This is a genomic window from Streptomyces sp. NPDC029169 (assembly GCF_055563935.1).
The window spans coordinates 52,556-68,641 of the sequence record NZ_JBVHXA010000020.1; the positions used below are offsets into that span (position 1 = coordinate 52,556).

The 16,086-nt window shown below is 72.1% G+C and carries 10 protein-coding genes; all 10 read left to right on the plus strand.

Features of this window, described 5'->3' with window-relative positions:
* The first annotated feature begins 50 nt into the window (after nucleotides 1-50).
* The 10 genes from ACZ4VI_RS30035 (at nucleotide 51) to ACZ4VI_RS30080 (ending at nucleotide 15,997) form a co-directional block, all read left to right on the plus strand.
* Nucleotides 51-404 (plus strand): STAS domain-containing protein, encoded by a 354-nt coding sequence (locus ACZ4VI_RS30035; protein WP_147979000.1) that lies wholly within the window; start codon nucleotides 51-53, stop codon nucleotides 402-404.
* Between the two features lie 92 nt (nucleotides 405-496).
* On the plus strand, nucleotides 497-955 hold the full coding sequence (locus ACZ4VI_RS30040) for an ATP-binding protein (RefSeq protein WP_468004282.1): 459 nt from the start codon (nucleotides 497-499) through the stop codon (nucleotides 953-955).
* A gap of 237 nt (nucleotides 956-1,192) precedes the next feature.
* The gene (locus tag ACZ4VI_RS30045; RefSeq protein ID WP_468004284.1) at nucleotides 1,193-3,613 is read left to right on the plus strand and encodes a sodium-translocating pyrophosphatase; all 2,421 of its coding nucleotides are present in this window, start codon (nucleotides 1,193-1,195) and stop codon (nucleotides 3,611-3,613) included.
* A gap of 187 nt (nucleotides 3,614-3,800) precedes the next feature.
* Nucleotides 3,801-4,418, plus strand: a complete 618-nt coding sequence (locus tag ACZ4VI_RS30050) for a small secreted protein (RefSeq protein ID WP_468004286.1) — start codon at nucleotides 3,801-3,803, stop codon at nucleotides 4,416-4,418.
* 110 nt (nucleotides 4,419-4,528) lie between these two features.
* On the plus strand, nucleotides 4,529-6,058 hold the full coding sequence (locus ACZ4VI_RS30055) for a DUF7059 domain-containing protein (RefSeq protein WP_468004288.1): 1,530 nt from the start codon (nucleotides 4,529-4,531) through the stop codon (nucleotides 6,056-6,058).
* A gap of 310 nt (nucleotides 6,059-6,368) precedes the next feature.
* Nucleotides 6,369-6,566 (plus strand): hypothetical protein, encoded by a 198-nt coding sequence (locus tag ACZ4VI_RS30060; RefSeq protein WP_468004290.1) that lies wholly within the window; start codon nucleotides 6,369-6,371, stop codon nucleotides 6,564-6,566.
* Nucleotides 6,567-6,825: 259 nt separating this feature from the next.
* Entirely contained in the window at nucleotides 6,826-9,657 is a 2,832-nt protein-coding gene (gene topA, locus ACZ4VI_RS30065) for a type I DNA topoisomerase (protein WP_468004292.1), read from the plus strand.
* Between the two features lie 123 nt (nucleotides 9,658-9,780).
* Nucleotides 9,781-12,993 carry a dTMP kinase gene (gene tmk / locus ACZ4VI_RS30070; RefSeq protein WP_468004294.1) on the plus strand — a complete coding sequence of 1,071 codons (3,213 nt, stop codon included), beginning with the start codon at nucleotides 9,781-9,783 and terminating at the stop codon, nucleotides 12,991-12,993.
* A 205-nt stretch (nucleotides 12,994-13,198) separates the two neighbouring features.
* Nucleotides 13,199-14,401 (plus strand): DNA polymerase III subunit delta', encoded by a 1,203-nt coding sequence (locus tag ACZ4VI_RS30075; protein WP_468004296.1) that lies wholly within the window; start codon nucleotides 13,199-13,201, stop codon nucleotides 14,399-14,401.
* A 48-nt stretch (nucleotides 14,402-14,449) separates the two neighbouring features.
* Nucleotides 14,450-15,997: an alpha/beta hydrolase gene (locus ACZ4VI_RS30080; protein ID WP_468004298.1), complete on the plus strand. Its 1,548-nt coding sequence runs from the start codon at nucleotides 14,450-14,452 to the stop codon at nucleotides 15,995-15,997.
* Nucleotides 15,998-16,086: the final 89 nt, after the last annotated feature.

Here is a 16,086-nt window from a genome sequence, read left to right on the forward strand (position 1 = left end):
CCGGGGAGACTTGAGGGGCGACCGCTCGATAGCAAGGTGCTGGAGGATCCGTGGACCTGTCCCTGTCGACTCGCAATGTGTCCGGCCCGAGTGGCGACCGTACGGTCGTCGAGGTCGGTGGCGAGATTGATGTGTATACCGCGCCCAAGCTGCGCGAGCAGTTGGTCGAGTTGGTGAACGACGGCAGCTACCACCTGGTAGTCGACATGGAGGGCGTCGACTTCCTCGACTCGACCGGCCTCGGCGTGCTGGTGGGCGGCCTGAAGCGCGTGCGCGCGCACGAAGGATCGCTGCGCCTGGTCTGCAACCAGGAGCGCATTCTCAAGATCTTCCGGATCACCGGTCTGACCAAGGTGTTCCCCATCCACACCACGGTCGAAGAGGCCGTCAACGCCACCGACTGACGGCCGGCCGGCGTCGGAAGAAGGAGTGGAGAGCCGGGCCGGACACGCCCGGTCCTCCGAGTTGCCCGCCCAGATGTTCCTAGGGGGACCGCATGGCCACCGTTGAACTCCGCTTCAGCGCCCAGCCCGAGCACGTCCGCACGGCCCGCCTGGTGGCGGCCGCGGTGGCGCGCCGGGCCGGGGTCGACGAGGCGGTCCTCGACGAGGTCAGGCTCGCCGTCGGCGAGGCGTGCTCCCGTGCCGTCGGGCTGCACCGCAGCAACGGGGTCACCACGCCCGTCAAGGTCGTGCTGACCGAGGAGGAGAAGACGTTCTCCATCGAGGTCGGCGACGAGGTGCCGGGCGCGGGTGTGGCGGCGGCCGATGCCGCCGGTGTGCCCGGAGCGCGGGGCGAGGCGCCCGTCGAGGAGTTCGACGACGCCGACGGGGAGGACGAGATGGGTCTCGCGGTGATCCGCGGGCTCGTCGACGACGTCGAGGTGAGAGCCGGTGAGGAAGGCGGGGTCATCAGGATGAGCTGGCCGACGACTCCGGTGATCGACCTCACCTGACCGACGCCGGACCGACCGGCGGAAGCCGACCCCGGACGCACGTGAAGAGGCCCTGCCGAGCAGGGCCTCTTTTCATTTCCCTAGATCATCGATCATCCGTCAATGCTTTTGGCCCATTACCGCTTTCGGCTGGAAGATCGTGGCAATGGGGAATTCCAATTGCGGCGCCCTGTTTTGATCAGGTTCCGCTCCCTAGAATCCGTCCACATCTTGAGCTCGCAACGTCAAGGAGGACGAATGGCGGGGCTCTTCAACCCAGAACTGACCGGACACCCCACTTCTCTCGCCGCAGCGGTACTCACCAACGAGAACCGCATGATCGTGATCGTCATCGCGGGCGTCGCGCTCGCGGCCCTGCTCGTCGCCCAGCTGCTGGTACGTCAGGTGCTCGCCGCAGGCGAGGGCACCGACTCGATGAAGAAGATCGCCGCTGCCGTGCAGGAAGGCGCCAACGCCTATCTCGCACGACAGTTGCGCACCCTCGGGATCTTCGCCGTCGTCGTGTTCTTCCTGCTGATGCTGCTGCCCGCCGACGACTGGTCGCAGCGTGCCGGGCGTTCCCTGTTCTTCCTGGTGGGTGCGCTTTTCTCGGCGGCCACCGGATACATCGGCATGCGGCTCGCCGTACGGGCGAATGTGCGCGTGGCCGCGGCCGCCCGCGAGGCGACCCCGGCGCCGGGTGAACCGGAAAAGGATCTGACAGCCGTCGCGCACAAGGCGATGAAGATCGCTTTCCGTACCGGCGGAGTGGTCGGCATGTTCACCGTGGGCCTCGGCCTGCTCGGTGCCGCCTGTGTCGTCCTCGTCTACGCGGCCGACGCGCCCAAGGTCCTGGAGGGCTTCGGCCTGGGAGCGGCGCTCATCGCCATGTTCATGCGTGTCGGCGGCGGCATCTTCACCAAGGCCGCCGACGTCGGCGCCGACCTCGTCGGCAAGGTCGAGCAGGGCATCCCCGAGGACGACCCGCGCAATGCCGCGACCATCGCCGACAACGTGGGCGACAACGTCGGCGACTGCGCAGGCATGGCCGCCGACCTCTTCGAGTCGTACGCCGTCACGCTCGTCGCCGCCCTCATCCTGGGCAAGGCGGCCTTCGGCGACCTCGGACTCGCCTTTCCGCTGATCGTCCCGGCGATCGGCGTGGTCACCGCGATGATCGGCATCTTCGCGGTCGCCCCGCGGCGCGCCGACCGCAGCGGAATGACCGCGATCAACCGCGGCTTCTTCATCTCCGCGGTGATCTCCCTCGCCCTGGTGGCCGTCGCCGTCTTCGTCTACCTGCCGTCCTCCTACGCCGACCTCAAGGGCGTCACCGAGCCCGGCATCCAGGACCACCCCGGAGACCCGCGGATCCTCGCCCTGGTGGCCGTCGCCATCGGCATCGTCCTGGCCGCGCTGATCCAGCAGCTCACCGGCTACTTCACCGAGACGACCCGGCGCCCGGTCAGGGACATCGGCAAGTCCTCGCTCACCGGCGCCGCCACCGTCGTCCTCGCCGGCATCTCCATCGGCATGGAGTCCGCCGTCTACACCGCCCTGCTCATCGGCCTCGGGGTCTACGGGGCGTTCCTGCTCGGCGGTACGTCGATCATGCTGGCGCTCTTCGCGGTCGCCCTGGCCGGCACCGGTCTGCTGACCACCGTCGGCGTGATCGTCGCCATGGACACCTTCGGCCCGGTCTCCGACAACGCGCAGGGCATCGCCGAGATGTCCGGCGACGTCCACGGTGCAGGCGCGCAGGTCCTCACCGACCTCGACGCCGTCGGCAACACGACCAAGGCCATCACCAAGGGCATCGCCATCGCCACCGCCGTCCTGGCGGCGGCGGCGCTCTTCGGCTCGTACCGCGACGCGATCGCCACGGCGGTCTCCGACGTCGGGGCCAGGGCCACCGAGATGAACCTGTCGATGAACATCTCGCAGCCCAACAACCTCTTCGGCATGGTCCTCGGCGCCGCGGTCGTCTTCCTCTTCTCGGGGCTCGCGATCAACGCGGTGTCGCGCTCGGCCGGCGCCGTGGTCTACGAGGTGCGGCGGCAGTTCCGCGAGCACCCCGGGATCATGAACTACACCGAGAAGCCAGAGTACGGGCGCGTGGTCGACATCTGCACCAAGGACGCGCTGCGCGAACTCGCCACGCCCGGACTGCTCGCCGTCATGGCGCCGATCGCGGTCGGCTTCACCCTCGGCGTCGGCGCGCTCGGTTCGTACCTCGCCGGCGCCATCGCCACGGGCACGCTGATGGCCGTCTTCCTCGCCAACTCCGGCGGCGCCTGGGACAACGCCAAGAAGCTCGTCGAGGACGGCCACCACGGCGGCAAGGGCAGCGAGGCGCATGCCGCGACCGTCATCGGCGACACCGTCGGCGACCCGTTCAAGGACACGGCGGGACCGGCCATCAACCCGCTGCTGAAGGTGATGAACCTGGTCGCCCTGCTGATCGCGCCCGCGGTGGTGCAGTTCAGCTACGGCGACGACGCGAGCAGCGGCCTGCGGTCGCTGGTCGCGGTCCTCGCGATCGTCGTCATCGTCGGCGCGGTCTACGTCTCCAAGCGGCGCTCCGTGGTCGTCGGCGACGACGCGAGCAACGACGTGGGTGACGAAGACAACGCCGCGCGGCGGACGGCGGCCTCACCGGACGCGCCGGTGATTTCGTAACACCAGGTCAGAGAGCGGGCGGGCAGCATGTGTTGACATGCTGCCCGCCCGTTGTCATGGGCGCGTGAGGCGTGTCTCCCTTGGTGCAATCGGCTGCAAAAACGGATGAATCCATCGCACGAAAGATGGATGGCGCCCGCTCGGCGTGTATGTTCCGGGGCCGAGAGCCTTGGAAGGGACCGATCCGGTGAACAAGAAGCTTGCTGTCGCGCTGTCCGGCGCCGCTGTACTGGTGCTCACGCTGTCCGGCTGCGGCGACGACGGCGACAAGGTGAACGACTGGGCCAAGACGGTCTGCGACCAGGCGAAGCCCCAGATCCAGAAGCGGGCCAACGCCCAGCAGCTGATCATCTCGACGGCCGCGGACGGCAAGCCCGCCGATATCCAGGCCGCCGACTCGAAGGCTTTCCAGGACATCGCCGACGCGGACCGGGCGCTCGCCAAGGCCATCGAGGGCGCCGGGGCGCCGCCGGTCGACAACGGCGAGAAGCTCCAGCAGGACGCGGTCAAGGAGCTCAACGCCACGGCCGTGGCCTACGAGGGGCTGAAGAAGCAGGTCGACGCGCTCGACCCGGGCAACCAGCAGAAGTTCGCGGACGGTCTGCAGGACGTCGCCGACGGCCTGAAGAAGATCGAGAAGATGGACCAGGACGCGCTGGCCAAGCTGCAGTCCGGTGAGCTGGGCACGGCGATGGCGAAGCAGCCGGGCTGCCAGAAGGTGACCCCGTCGCTCCCCCCGACCGGCACGGCCTCCCCGAAGGCGGGCTCCACGCCGTCGAGTTCCCCGAGCAAGAGCGGGGAGTAGCCCGCAACAGGCGTCGGCTGTACGAAGGGCCCCGGGTGAGCACGGCTCGCCCGGGGCCCTTTGCGTGGGGCTGACGAGGCATTGTCGGTGGTGGCCGCCACAATGGTGGGGTGAGTACGACCAGCGTGACCTCCCGCCTCCCTGTGCCCGCGCACGCCGCCCGGCTCCGCGAAGCCCTGCTCGCCGCCGACTTCACCGCCGACGGCGTGCTCGAACTGCTCGGCGCCCCCGCCTACGCCGCGCTCGCCCGCAGCGAGACCGTGCCCGCGCTGCGCGCCACCCGGGGGGACTCTCCGCTGGAGACCCTCGTGCGGCTCTTCCTCCTCCAGCGCCCCGTCTCCGCCGCCCGCGCCGCCGCCGCGCTGCCGCTGGAGGAGTGCCTGGAGGACGGCTGGCTGGAGCGCGCCGACGACGAGGTGCGCGCCACCGTCGACATCAGGCCGTACGGCGGGCCCAGTGGTGAGGACTGGTTCATCGTCTCCGACCTGGGCTGCGCGGTCGGCGGGGCCGGCGGTATCGGCAGCACGGACGAAGGGGTCGTCCTCGGCGTCGGCGGCGCCTCGACCACGCTCGCCGGCATCACCGTCCGTACGCCGGTGTCCTCCGCGCTCGACGTCGGCACCGGTTCCGGCATCCAGGCCCTGCACGCCGCCCAGCACGCCACGCTGGTCACCGCGACCGATCTGAACCCGCGGGCCCTGGAGTTCACCCGGCTCACGCTCGCGCTCTCCGGGGCCCGCGAGGCCGAACTGCTCCAGGGCTCGCTCTTCGAGCCCGTCGACGGCGACACGTACGACCTGATCGTCTCCAACCCGCCGTTCGTCATCTCCCCCGGCGCCCGGCTCACCTACCGCGACGGCGGGATGGGCGGCGACGACCTGTGCCGCACGCTCGTGCAGCAGGCCGGGGAGCGGCTCAACGACGGCGGATACGCCCAGTTCCTCGCCAACTGGCAGCACGTCGAGGGCGAGGAGTGGCAGGACCGGCTCGGCTCCTGGGTGCCGCAGGGCTGCGACGCGTGGATCGTGCAGCGCGAGGTCCAGGACATCACGCAGTACGCCGAGCTGTGGCTGCGCGACAGCGGCGACCACCGCTCGGACCCGGCGGAGTACGCGCTGCGGTACGGGGCGTGGCTCGACGAGTTCGAGGCGCGTAGGACCAAGGCGGTCGGGTTCGGCTGGATCACCCTGCGCAAGAGCGCGGCGGTGGCCTCCGGCGAGGTCGAGCCGTCCATCGTGATCGAGGAGTGGCCGCACCCCGTCGAGCAGCCGCTCGGCGACACCGTCCGCGCCCACTTCGAGCGCCAGGACTATCTGCGGACGCACGACGACGCGTCGCTGCTCGCCGACCACTTCACCCTCGCGCCCGAGGTCGTGCAGGAGCAGGTCGGACTGCCGGGCGCCGAGGACCCGGAGCACGTGGTGCTGCGGCAGAACCGCGGCATGCGGCGCGCGACCAGGGTGGACCACGTCGGGGCCGGCTTCGCGGGCGTCTGCGACGGGACGCTCAGCGCAGGACGGATCCTCGACGCGATCGGCCGGCTGATGGGCGAGGACCCGGTCGTGCTGCGCGACCGCACCCCGCAGGCCATCCGCCTCCTCGTGGAGGAGGGCTTCCTGCTCCCGCCGACGAAGGGGTGACTCCGGCGCGTCCCGGCCGCGATGTGGCTGCCCCGACACACCCCGGCCGCGATGCGGTGCCCCCGGCACGTCCCGGCCGCGATGCGGCTGCCCCGGCACCCCCCGGCCGGGACGGGGTGACCCCCGACACGCCTCGGCCGTGATGTGACGAACGAGTCGGCCAGGGTCAGGGGGCACTACCGGCCATATTCGTGAACCCGTACGGGACCGTCCGTGGCGTTCACCTGGAATTCGTACCGAGGACGCCGGGAGGTGCCAGCCTCGGCCTCCAGGGGGCCTTGGGGGCGTGGGAAGGGAACGGGGTACGGGCATGGAGAGCGGGCCGGCGATCTTCGCCGGGATGGCATTCGCGCTGTTCGGAGCCGCACTGCTGCTGTGGACGGGGGTCCGCGTGGCGCATCGCGAGCCGGTCGCGCAGGGGGTCGGCACGCCGGTGGCCGCCACGCTGACGACGATCTTCGGACTCGTCTTCCTCCTCCTCGGGGTGTGGTGCTTCGGGCGCGTGTGACGGGGGCGCTGCATCGGGCCGGACGAGATCGTTCCGCACGGTCCCGCTCACCGGACCGGGAGTCCGGGCGGCATGAATGCACGGAGTCGGGTTACCGTTCGAGTGGCCGTTGCGGGCTTTTGCCGTTTGACACGGGGGCGGGTTGTACCGTCACACTCCGCAGCGGCGGCAGCGTCACCATGCGTGCCGCCGCCGTGCGTGCCGGCGGAGTGCCAGCGCCGTACGTGCCACCGAGCGTCGACCGGAGAGAAGAGCGAAGTTGTCCCCGACCAGCGAGACCGCACAGGGCGGCCGCCGACTCGTCATCGTCGAGTCGCCTGCCAAGGCGAAGACGATCAAGGGCTACCTCGGCCCCGGCTACGTCGTCGAGGCGAGCGTCGGGCACATCCGCGACCTCCCCAGCGGCGCCGCCGAGGTGCCGGAGAAGTACACCGGCGAGGTGCGCCGGCTCGGCGTCGACGTCGAGCACGACTTCCAGCCCATCTACGTCGTCAACGCCGACAAGAAGGCGCAGGTCAGGAAGCTCAAGGAGCAGCTGGCCGGGGTCGACGAGCTCTTCCTCGCCACCGATGAGGACCGCGAGGGCGAGGCCATCGCGTGGCACCTCCTGGAGGTCCTGAAGCCCAAGGTTCCCGTCCACCGGATGGTCTTCCACGAGATCACCAAGGACGCAATCGAGGAGGCCGTCCGCAACCCGCGCGAGCTGAACAAGCCGCTGGTCGACGCCCAGGAGACCCGCCGCATCCTCGACCGGCTCTATGGCTACGAGGTCTCGCCGGTCCTGTGGAAGAAGGTCATGCGCGGCCTGTCCGCCGGCCGCGTCCAGTCCGTCGCCACCCGCCTCGTCGTCGAGCGGGAGCGCGAGCGCATCGCCTTCCGCTCCGCCGAGTACTGGGACCTCACCGGCACCTTCTCCACCGGCCGCGCCGGTGACCCCTCCGACCCGTCGGCGCTGGTCGCCCGCCTGAACACGGTCGACGGCAAGCGCGTCGCCCAGGGCCGTGACTTCGGCGCCGACGGGCAGCTGAAGACCGCGAACATCCTGCACCTCGACGAGGAGAAGGCGCGGGCGCTCGCCGCCTCGCTCGCCGACACCTCGTTCAGCGTCCGGTCGGTCGAGTCGAAGCCGTACCGCCGCTCCCCGTACGCCCCGTTCCGTACGACGACCCTCCAGCAGGAGGCGAGCCGGAAGCTGGGCTTCGGCGCGAAGGCGACCATGCAGGTCGCGCAGAAGCTGTACGAGAACGGCTTCATCACGTACATGCGTACGGACTCGACGGTCCTGTCCGACACCGCCGTCGCGGCGGCGCGGGCGCAGGTCACGCAGCTGTACGGCGCCGACTACCTGCCGGAGAAGCCGCGCGTCTACGCGGGCAAGGTCAAGAACGCGCAGGAGGCGCACGAGGCGATTCGCCCTTCGGGTGATCGTTTCCGCACCCCGGCGGAGACCGGTCTGACCGGCGACCAGTTCCGGCTCTACGAGCTGATCTGGAAGCGGACCGTCGCCTCCCAGATGAAGGACGCGACCGGAAACTCGGTCACCGTGAAGATCGCCGGCCGCTCCGCGGACGGCCGGGACGCCGAGTTCAGCGCCTCCGGCAAGACGATCACCTTCCACGGCTTCATGAAGGCGTACGTGGAAGGGGCCGACGACCCGAACGCCGAGCTGGACGACCGCGAGCGCCGGCTGCCGCAGGTCGCCGAGGGCGACGCGCTGTCGGCGGAGGAGATCACCGCCGACGGCCACGCGACCAAGCCGCCGGCCCGCTACACCGAGGCCTCGCTGGTCAAGGAGCTGGAAGAGCGCGAGATCGGCCGCCCGTCGACGTATGCGTCGATCATCGGCACGATCCTCGACCGCGGCTACGTCTTCAAGAAGGGGACGGCGCTCGTGCCGTCCTTCCTGAGCTTCGCCGTGGTCAACCTGCTGGAGAAGCACTTCGGCCGGCTCGTCGACTACTCCTTCACCGCCAAGATGGAGGACGACCTCGACCGCATCGCCCGGGGCGAGGCGCAGGCCGTGCCGTGGCTGAAGCGCTTCTACTTCGGTGAGGGCGGCGGCCTCGGCGAAGGCGGCGCGGCGGACGCCGGGAACGGCGACGGCGACCACCTCGGCGGTCTGAAGGAGCTGGTGACCGACCTCGGCGCCATCGACGCCCGGGAGATCTCCTCCTTCCCGGTCGGCGACGGCATCATGCTGCGCGTCGGCCGCTACGGCCCGTACGTCGAGCGGGGCGAGAAGGACGCCGAGGGCCACCAGCGGGCGGACGTGCCGGAGGACATCGCGCCCGACGAGCTGACGGTCGCGTACGCCGAGGAGCTGCTGGCCAAGCCGAGCGGCGACTTCGAGCTGGGCGTGGACCCGGTCAGCGGCAACCCGATCGTGGCGAGGGACGGGCGGTACGGCCCGTACGTCACCGAGATCCTGCCCGAGGACACCCCGAAGACGGGAAAGAACGCGGTGAAGCCGCGGACGGCCTCGCTCTTCAAGTCGATGTCCCTCGACACGGTGACGCTGGAGGACGCGCTCAAGCTGATGTCCCTGCCGCGCGTGGTGGGCACGGACGCGGAGGGCGTCGAGATCACGGCGCAGAACGGCCGCTACGGCCCGTACCTGAAGAAGGGCACGGACTCGCGGTCGCTGACCGACGAGGAGCAGCTCTTCACGATCACGCTGGAGGAGGCGCTCGCGATCTACGCGCAGCCCAAGCAGCGTGGCCGGGCCGCCGCCAAGCCGCCGCTGAAGGAGCTGGGCACCGACCCGGTCAGCGAGAAGCCGGTGGTCGTGAAGGACGGCCGCTTCGGCCCGTACGTGACCGACGGCGAGACGAACGCGACCCTGCGGACCGGGGACAGCGTCGAGGACATCACGCCGGAGCGCGGCTTCGAGCTGCTCGCCGAGAAGCGCGCCAAGGGGCCGGCGAAGAAGACGGCCAAGAAGGCGCCCGCGAAGAAGGCGGCCGCCAAGAAGGCCACACCGGCGAAGAAGACGGCGGCCAAGAAGACGGCCGCGAAGAAGACGACGACCGCGAAGACGACGACGGCCAAGGCCGCGGCGGCGAAGAAGACCGCGGCGGCGAAGCCGGAGTAGCGACCTGTTGTACGTGTAAGGGGCGGGGTCCATGGGACCCCGCCCCTTACGTGTTCCCTGGCCGCCCGACGTTTGTTCGGATGGAGGCCACAGGGAGTGAGGGGGTCCGGATAGGGTGGACGGATGAGGCGAGCAGAGCAGCCAGACTCCGACGTCGCGCTTGTCGCAGACTCCCGGGAGCGTGCCGTACGGGCGTTGTTGCGCCATCAGCCGTTGCGACGGCTGTGGAGCGTGCAGTTCGTCGGCGGGACCGGTGACGCCCTCGCCGTGCTCGTCCTGGTGCTGCTCGGGCTCCAGGCCGCCGTGTCCGAGGACGCCTTCGGAGGCGGGTACCGGGGCGCCGCGTTCGCCGTCGCCGCCGTGATCGGCGCCCGGCTGCTGGCCTCGGTGCTGTTCGGCGCCGTCCTGCTTGGCCCGCTCACCAAGCTGACCGGACCCAGCGGCCCGCTCGACCGGCGCTGGACCATGATCGGGGCCGACGTCCTGCGGATCGCGCTCCTCGTGATCGCGCCCCTGTGGATCGACTGGACCCCGGACAAGGCCCTGGGCTTCCTGCTCGGCACCGTCTTCGTCGCAGGCGCCGCCGAACGGCTCTCGACCATCGCCCGGGAGGGCGCGGCCCCCGCGCTGCTGCCCGCGCCGCCGCTGGAGGGCGCCACCGTGCGCCCGCTGCCGGACCACCTCGACGCGCTGCGCCGGCTGTCGCTGCGTACGGGCTTCCTGGCCGTACCGACGGCGGCCGCCGTGCTCCTGGCCGCTACTCTGCTGAGCAACCTGCTCGGCGCCGGCATCGACTGGTTCACGCTGCACCAGGCCGCCCTCGGCTCATACGTCGCCGCCGGTCTGTTCGCCGCCTCTGTCTCCGTCCTGTACTTCGTCGAGCTGCCCGGCGGACAGACGCCCCGTCCGCGCTCGCCGCTGGAGGGCCTGCGCCGTCCCTCGGCCGAGAAGGGCCGCACGGGGGCCGTCGGATTGCTCGTCATCGCTTGCGCGACCGTTGCCGGAGCGATCGCCGCCGCGGCGGCCGTCTCCGTCCTGCACGCGTACGACCTCGCTGGCGGCCCCGTCACCTTCGCGCTGCTGATCCTGGCGCTGAGCGGCGCCACCGCCGTCGGCATCCGGACCGCCGGCTCCGTGCTCACCGTGCTCTCCCGCCGCCGGCTCCTCGCCCTCGCGATCGCCCTCACCGGGATCGCGCTGCTCGCGATGGGCCTCGTGCCGGACACGGCCACGGTGCTGCTCATCGCCGTACTGGCCGGGTACGCGGCCGGGGTCGCCGCCAACACCGGCCACACCCTCATCGACCAGGAGACCGAGGAGGCCCGGCGCCCCCGGGTCACCGAGCACCTCCAGGCCGTCGCCCGGGTCGCCATGGCCGTCGGCGCGCTCGGCGCGCCGCTGCTCGCCGCCGCCATCGGGCCGTACCGGCTCGCCTCCGGCAGCTTCGTCTTCGCCCACGGCGGCGCCGCGTTCACGCTGATGCTGGTCGGCGCGCTGCTGCTGCCGGTCGCCGCCCTCGTCCTGGCCAAGACCGACGACCGGGCCGGCGTGCCGCTGCGCCGTGACCTGCGTGACGCGCTGCGCGGCGCCGACCCCGTGCAGGCGCCCGCGCCGACCGGCTTCTTCATCGCCCTGGAGGGCGGCGACGGCGCGGGCAAGTCCACCCAGGTCGAGGCGCTCGCCGAGTGGATCCGCGCCAAGGGCCACGAGGTCGTCGTCACCCGCGAACCGGGGGCCACCCCGATCGGCAAGCGGCTGCGCTCGATCCTGCTCGACGTGTCCAGCGCCGGGCTCTCGAACCGCGCCGAGGCGCTGCTGTACGCCGCCGACCGCGCCGAGCACGTCGATTCGCTGGTGCGCCCGGCCCTGGAGCGGGGCGCGGTGGTGATCACCGACCGGTACATCGACTCGTCCGTGGCCTACCAGGGCGCCGGACGGGACCTGTCACCGACGGAGATCGCCCGCATCAACCGCTGGGCGACCGGCGGGCTCGTCCCGCACCTGACCGTGCTCCTCGACGTCTCGCCGGAGACCGCGCGGGAACGGTTCACCGAGGCCCCGGACCGGCTGGAGTCCGAGCCGCCGGAGTTCCACGCGCGCGTGCGGGCCGGTTTCCTCGCGCTCGCCGCCGGTGACCCCGGCCGCTACCTCGTCGTCGACGCCGGCCAGGACCCGGAGGCCGTCGCCACCGTCGTACGCCACCGGCTCGACCGGATGCTGCCGCTGTCCGAGGCCGAGGTGAAGGCCCAGGAGGAGGCGCGGCGGAAGGCCGAGGAGGATGCGCGGCGGAAGGCGGAGGAAGAGGCCGCGCGCAAGGCCGAGGAGGAGCGTCTCGAGCGCGAGCGCCAGGCGCAGCTCGCCAAGCTCCGTGCCGAGGAGGAGGAGCGCAAGCGCCAGGAGGAGGAAGAGGCGCGGCGCCGTGAGGCGGAGCGGCAGGCCGAGGAGGCGCGTCGGCGCGCCGAGGAGGCCAGGCTGGCCGCCGAGGAGGAGCGCAAGCGGCGCGAGGCCGAGGAGAAGGCCCGCCGCGAGGAGGAGGAACGCCGCCGCAAGCAGGCCGAGGAAGAGGCCCGGCTCCGCGCGGAGGCGGAGGAGCGCCGCCTGGAGAAGCAGCGCAAGGCCGAGGAGGCCCTGCTGCGGGCGGAGGAGGCCCGGCGCCTGGCCGAGGCCGCGGCGGCGAAGGCCGCGGAGGAGGCGGAGGCGGCCAAGGCCGCTGAGGCTGCGAAGGCGACTGAGGCCGCAGCGGCCGCGAAGGCGGCGGCAGAGGCTTCGGCGAACGAGATCACGGTGGCGACGCCCGTCGTGAAGCCCGACCCGCGGCCGAGCACGCAGCCGGAGCCGGGTCCGGAGAGGCGGCCGGAGCCGCAGCCGGACACGCGGCCTGACACCCGGCCTGACTCGCGCCCGGACACGCGGCCCGACGACGTGACGCAGACCGTGCCGGTGGTGTCGCCGAACGAGATCACGGTCCCGACGCCGATCGTGAAGCCGGAGCCCCCCCGGACCGAGGAGGAGACGACGGTACTGCGCGCGGTGCCGTCCGCCGACGAGACGGCGGTGCTGCCCCCGGTCCGGGCGGCCGACGAGACGGCCGTGCTGCCTCCCGTACGGGACACGGACCCGGCTGACCGGGTTCCGCCGGGCATCTTCCGCGACGAGCAGCCCGCCGCCGGAGCCGACGACCAGACGCGCGAGCTGCCCCAGGTCGACGACCAGGGCCGCCCGCGGCGCCGCTCCGACTGGGCGGAGGAGACCCCGCTCGACGACCTCCCGACCCTGGCGGACGAACTGCTCGGCCCCCACGACGACGAGGACGACGCCCGAGGCCGCCGCCGCTGACGGGGGCGGGGAGGGCCGGGGCCGGATGTGGGCCGCGCGGCCGGACACTGCGGCTGGCTTCCCCGGAGTCGCCGACTGGCTGGTGGGCGCCGACCCCGCCGGTCCCGGTCTGCCCCTCCCCGCCCCGGCGGGCCCGGCCCTGTCCCGTTCGGGCTGGAGTGTCAGAGGGGTGCCCCACAATGGGGGGCGTACCTGAGGAGGGCACATGGCCGTATGGGACGACCTGGTCGGGCAGGCGCGGGTCGAGGAGCAGTTGGCCGCCGCCGCGCGGGACGCCGACGCGTTCGTGACCGCCCATGCCGCCGGCGCGCCCGTCCCCGAGGCGTCCAAGATGACCCACGCCTGGCTCTTCACCGGTCCCCCGGGGTCCGGGCGGGCGACCGCGGCGCGGGCCTTCGCCGCCGCGCTGCAGTGCGTGAGCCCGGACCGGGCGCTCGGCGGAGCGCCGGGGTGCGGGTTCTGCGACGGCTGCCACACCGCGCTCATCGGGACGCACGCCGACGTGGAGGTCATCCGCACGGACCTGCTCTCCATCGGTGTGAAGGAGACCCGTGACCTCGTACGGCGCGCCCAGCTCTCGCCCGCAGGCGGTCGCTGGCAGGTGATCGTCCTGGAGGACGCCGACCGCCTCACCGAGGGCGCGGGCAACGTGCTCCTGAAGGCGGTCGAGGAGCCGGCGCCCCGGACCGTCTGGCTGCTCTGCGCGCCCTCCCTGGAGGACGTGCTGCCGACCATCCGCTCGCGCTGCCGCCACCTGACCCTCCGCACGCCCCCGGTGGACGCCGTCGCCGACGTGCTCGTACGCCGGGACGGCATCGACCCCCAGGTCGCCGCGGCCGCCGCCCGCGCCACCCAGGGCCACATCGACCGCGCCCGCCGGCTGGCCACCGACGAGCGCACCCGGGCCCGCCGGGCCGTCGTCCTGAAGCTGCCGCAGCGGGTCGCGGACATCGGCGGCTGCCTCAAGGCGGCCCAGGAGCTGATCGACGCGGCCGGCGAGGACGCCAAGGAGGTCGCCGAGGAGATCGACACCAAGGAGACCGAGGAGCTGAAGGCCGCGCTCGGCGGAGGCCAGGGCGCGCGGATGCCGCGCGGCACGGCCGGCGCGATGAAGGAGCTGGAGGAGCGGCAGAAGCGGCGCAAGACCCGTACGCAGCGCGACAGCCTGGACCTCGCGCTCACCGACCTCACCGGTTTCTACCGCGACGTGCTGACCCTCCAGCTGCGGGCCCGGACCCCGCTCGCCAACGAGGACGTACGGGACGCGGTGGAGCGGATCGCCCGGGACACCGCTCCCGAGCGGACCCTGCGCCGGATCGAGGCGGTGCTCGCCTGCCGCGAGGCACTGGACCGGAACGTGGCCCCGCTGCTCGCGGTGGAGGCGATGACGATGGCCCTCCGCGACTGAGCGGGCGGGATTGGACACGGTCCGTACTCGTACGGATACCCTCCGGGAATGGACTCCAGGCGTTTGCTCCGTATGTCCGCCACGGCTCTCGCGGCCGCCGGGCTGATCCTCTCCGGCTGCACGGGCGGAAGCGACGCCGCCGCGCCCGCGGGTCCGGCGCCCGCGGCGAAGACATCCGCCACGCCCGATCCGGCCCTGGCGAGCTTCTACGGGCAGAAGCTGACGTGGCGCGACTGCGGTGTGCCGGCGTTCCAGTGCGCGACGCTCCGTGCCCCGCTGGACTACGCCAAGCCGGCGGCAGGCGAGGTGAAGCTGGCCGTCTCGCGGGCCGCGGCCACCGGCCCCGGCAAGCGCCTCGGCTCGCTCGTGGTCAACCCCGGCGGACCCGGCGGCTCCGCCGTCGGCTACCTCCAGGGGTACGCGGGCATCGGCTACCCCGACCAGGTCCGTGCCCGCTACGACATGGTCGCCGTCGACCCACGTGGCGTGGCCCGCAGCGAGCCCGTCGAGTGCCTGACGGGCCCGCAGATGGACTCGTACACGCAGATCGACCAGACACCCGACAGCGGCGCCGAGACCACCGCACTGACCGCGTCCCTCAAGGGGTTCGCGGCGGGGTGCGAGAAGCGCTCGGGCGCGGTCCTGCCGCATGTCTCCACGGTCGAGACGGCACGGGACATGGACATCCTGCGGGCCGTGCTCGGCGACGAGAAGCTCACCTACGTCGGCGCCTCGTACGGCACCTTCCTCGGCGCCACCTACGCGGAGCTGTTCCCCGGCCGCGTCGGACGGCTGGTCCTGGACGGCGCGATGGACCCCTCGCTGCCCGCGATCGACCTCAACCGCGACCAGACCGCCGGCTTCGAGACGGCCTTCCGGGCCTTCGCCGCCGACTGCATCCGGAAGCCCGACTGCCCGCTCGGCACGGAGTCCGTCACCGCGGCCGCCGGCACCCTGAAGGGCTTCTTCCGCGCGCTCGACGCCGAACCGGTGCCGACCGGCGAGAGCCGGCAGCTCGGGGAGTCCCTGGCCACGACCGGCGTGATCGCGGCGATGTACGACGAGGGCGCCTGGCCGCAGCTGCGCGAGGCGCTGACGAGGGCGATGGGTGGCGAGGGTTCGGGCCTGCTCGCTCTGGCGGACAGCTACTACGAGCGCGAGCCGGACGGCACGTACGCGAACCTGATGTTCGCCAACGCCGCCGTGAACTGCCTGGACCTCCCGGCGGCCTTCACCGGCCCGGAGGACGTCGAGAAGGCGGTTCCGTCCTTCCAGAAGGCGTCCCCCGTCTTCGGCGAGGGCCTCGCCTGGGCCGCCCTGAACTGCTCCTACTGGCCCGTCCCCCCGACCGGCCGCCCCCACCGCATCACCGCCGAGGGCGCCGCCCCGATCGTCGTCGTCGGCACCACCCGCGACCCGGCGACCCCCTACAAGTGGGCCCAGTCCCTCGCCGGCCAGCTCGCCTCCGGCTCACTGCTGACCTACGAGGGCGACGGCCACACGGCGTACGGCCGCGGCAGCGACTGCATCGACACCGCGATCAACGCCTACCTCCTGGAGGGCACGGTCCCGAAGGACGGCAAGCGCTGCACGTGAGAGGTGTCGTGGGCCACGCGGAGGGTGGTCAGGAGCACCCCCGGAAACTGTGTAGACTTGGCGAGGCCGCTGCACCCACCATGGGAACG

Excerpts from the sequence above, each read along its gene's own strand:
- ACZ4VI_RS30040 (WP_468004282.1), top strand. The coding sequence starts at position 497 with ATGGCCACCGTTGAACTCCGCTTCAGCGCCCAGCCCGAGCACGTCCGC.
- ACZ4VI_RS30045 (WP_468004284.1), top strand. The coding sequence starts at position 1,193 with ATGGCGGGGCTCTTCAACCCAGAACTGACCGGACACCCCACTTCTCTC.
- ACZ4VI_RS30060 (WP_468004290.1), top strand. The coding sequence starts at position 6,369 with ATGGAGAGCGGGCCGGCGATCTTCGCCGGGATGGCATTCGCGCTGTTC.
- tmk (WP_468004294.1), top strand. The coding sequence starts at position 9,781 with ATGAGGCGAGCAGAGCAGCCAGACTCCGACGTCGCGCTTGTCGCAGAC.
- ACZ4VI_RS30075 (WP_468004296.1), top strand. The coding sequence starts at position 13,199 with ATGGCCGTATGGGACGACCTGGTCGGGCAGGCGCGGGTCGAGGAGCAG.
- ACZ4VI_RS30080 (WP_468004298.1), top strand. The coding sequence starts at position 14,450 with ATGGACTCCAGGCGTTTGCTCCGTATGTCCGCCACGGCTCTCGCGGCC.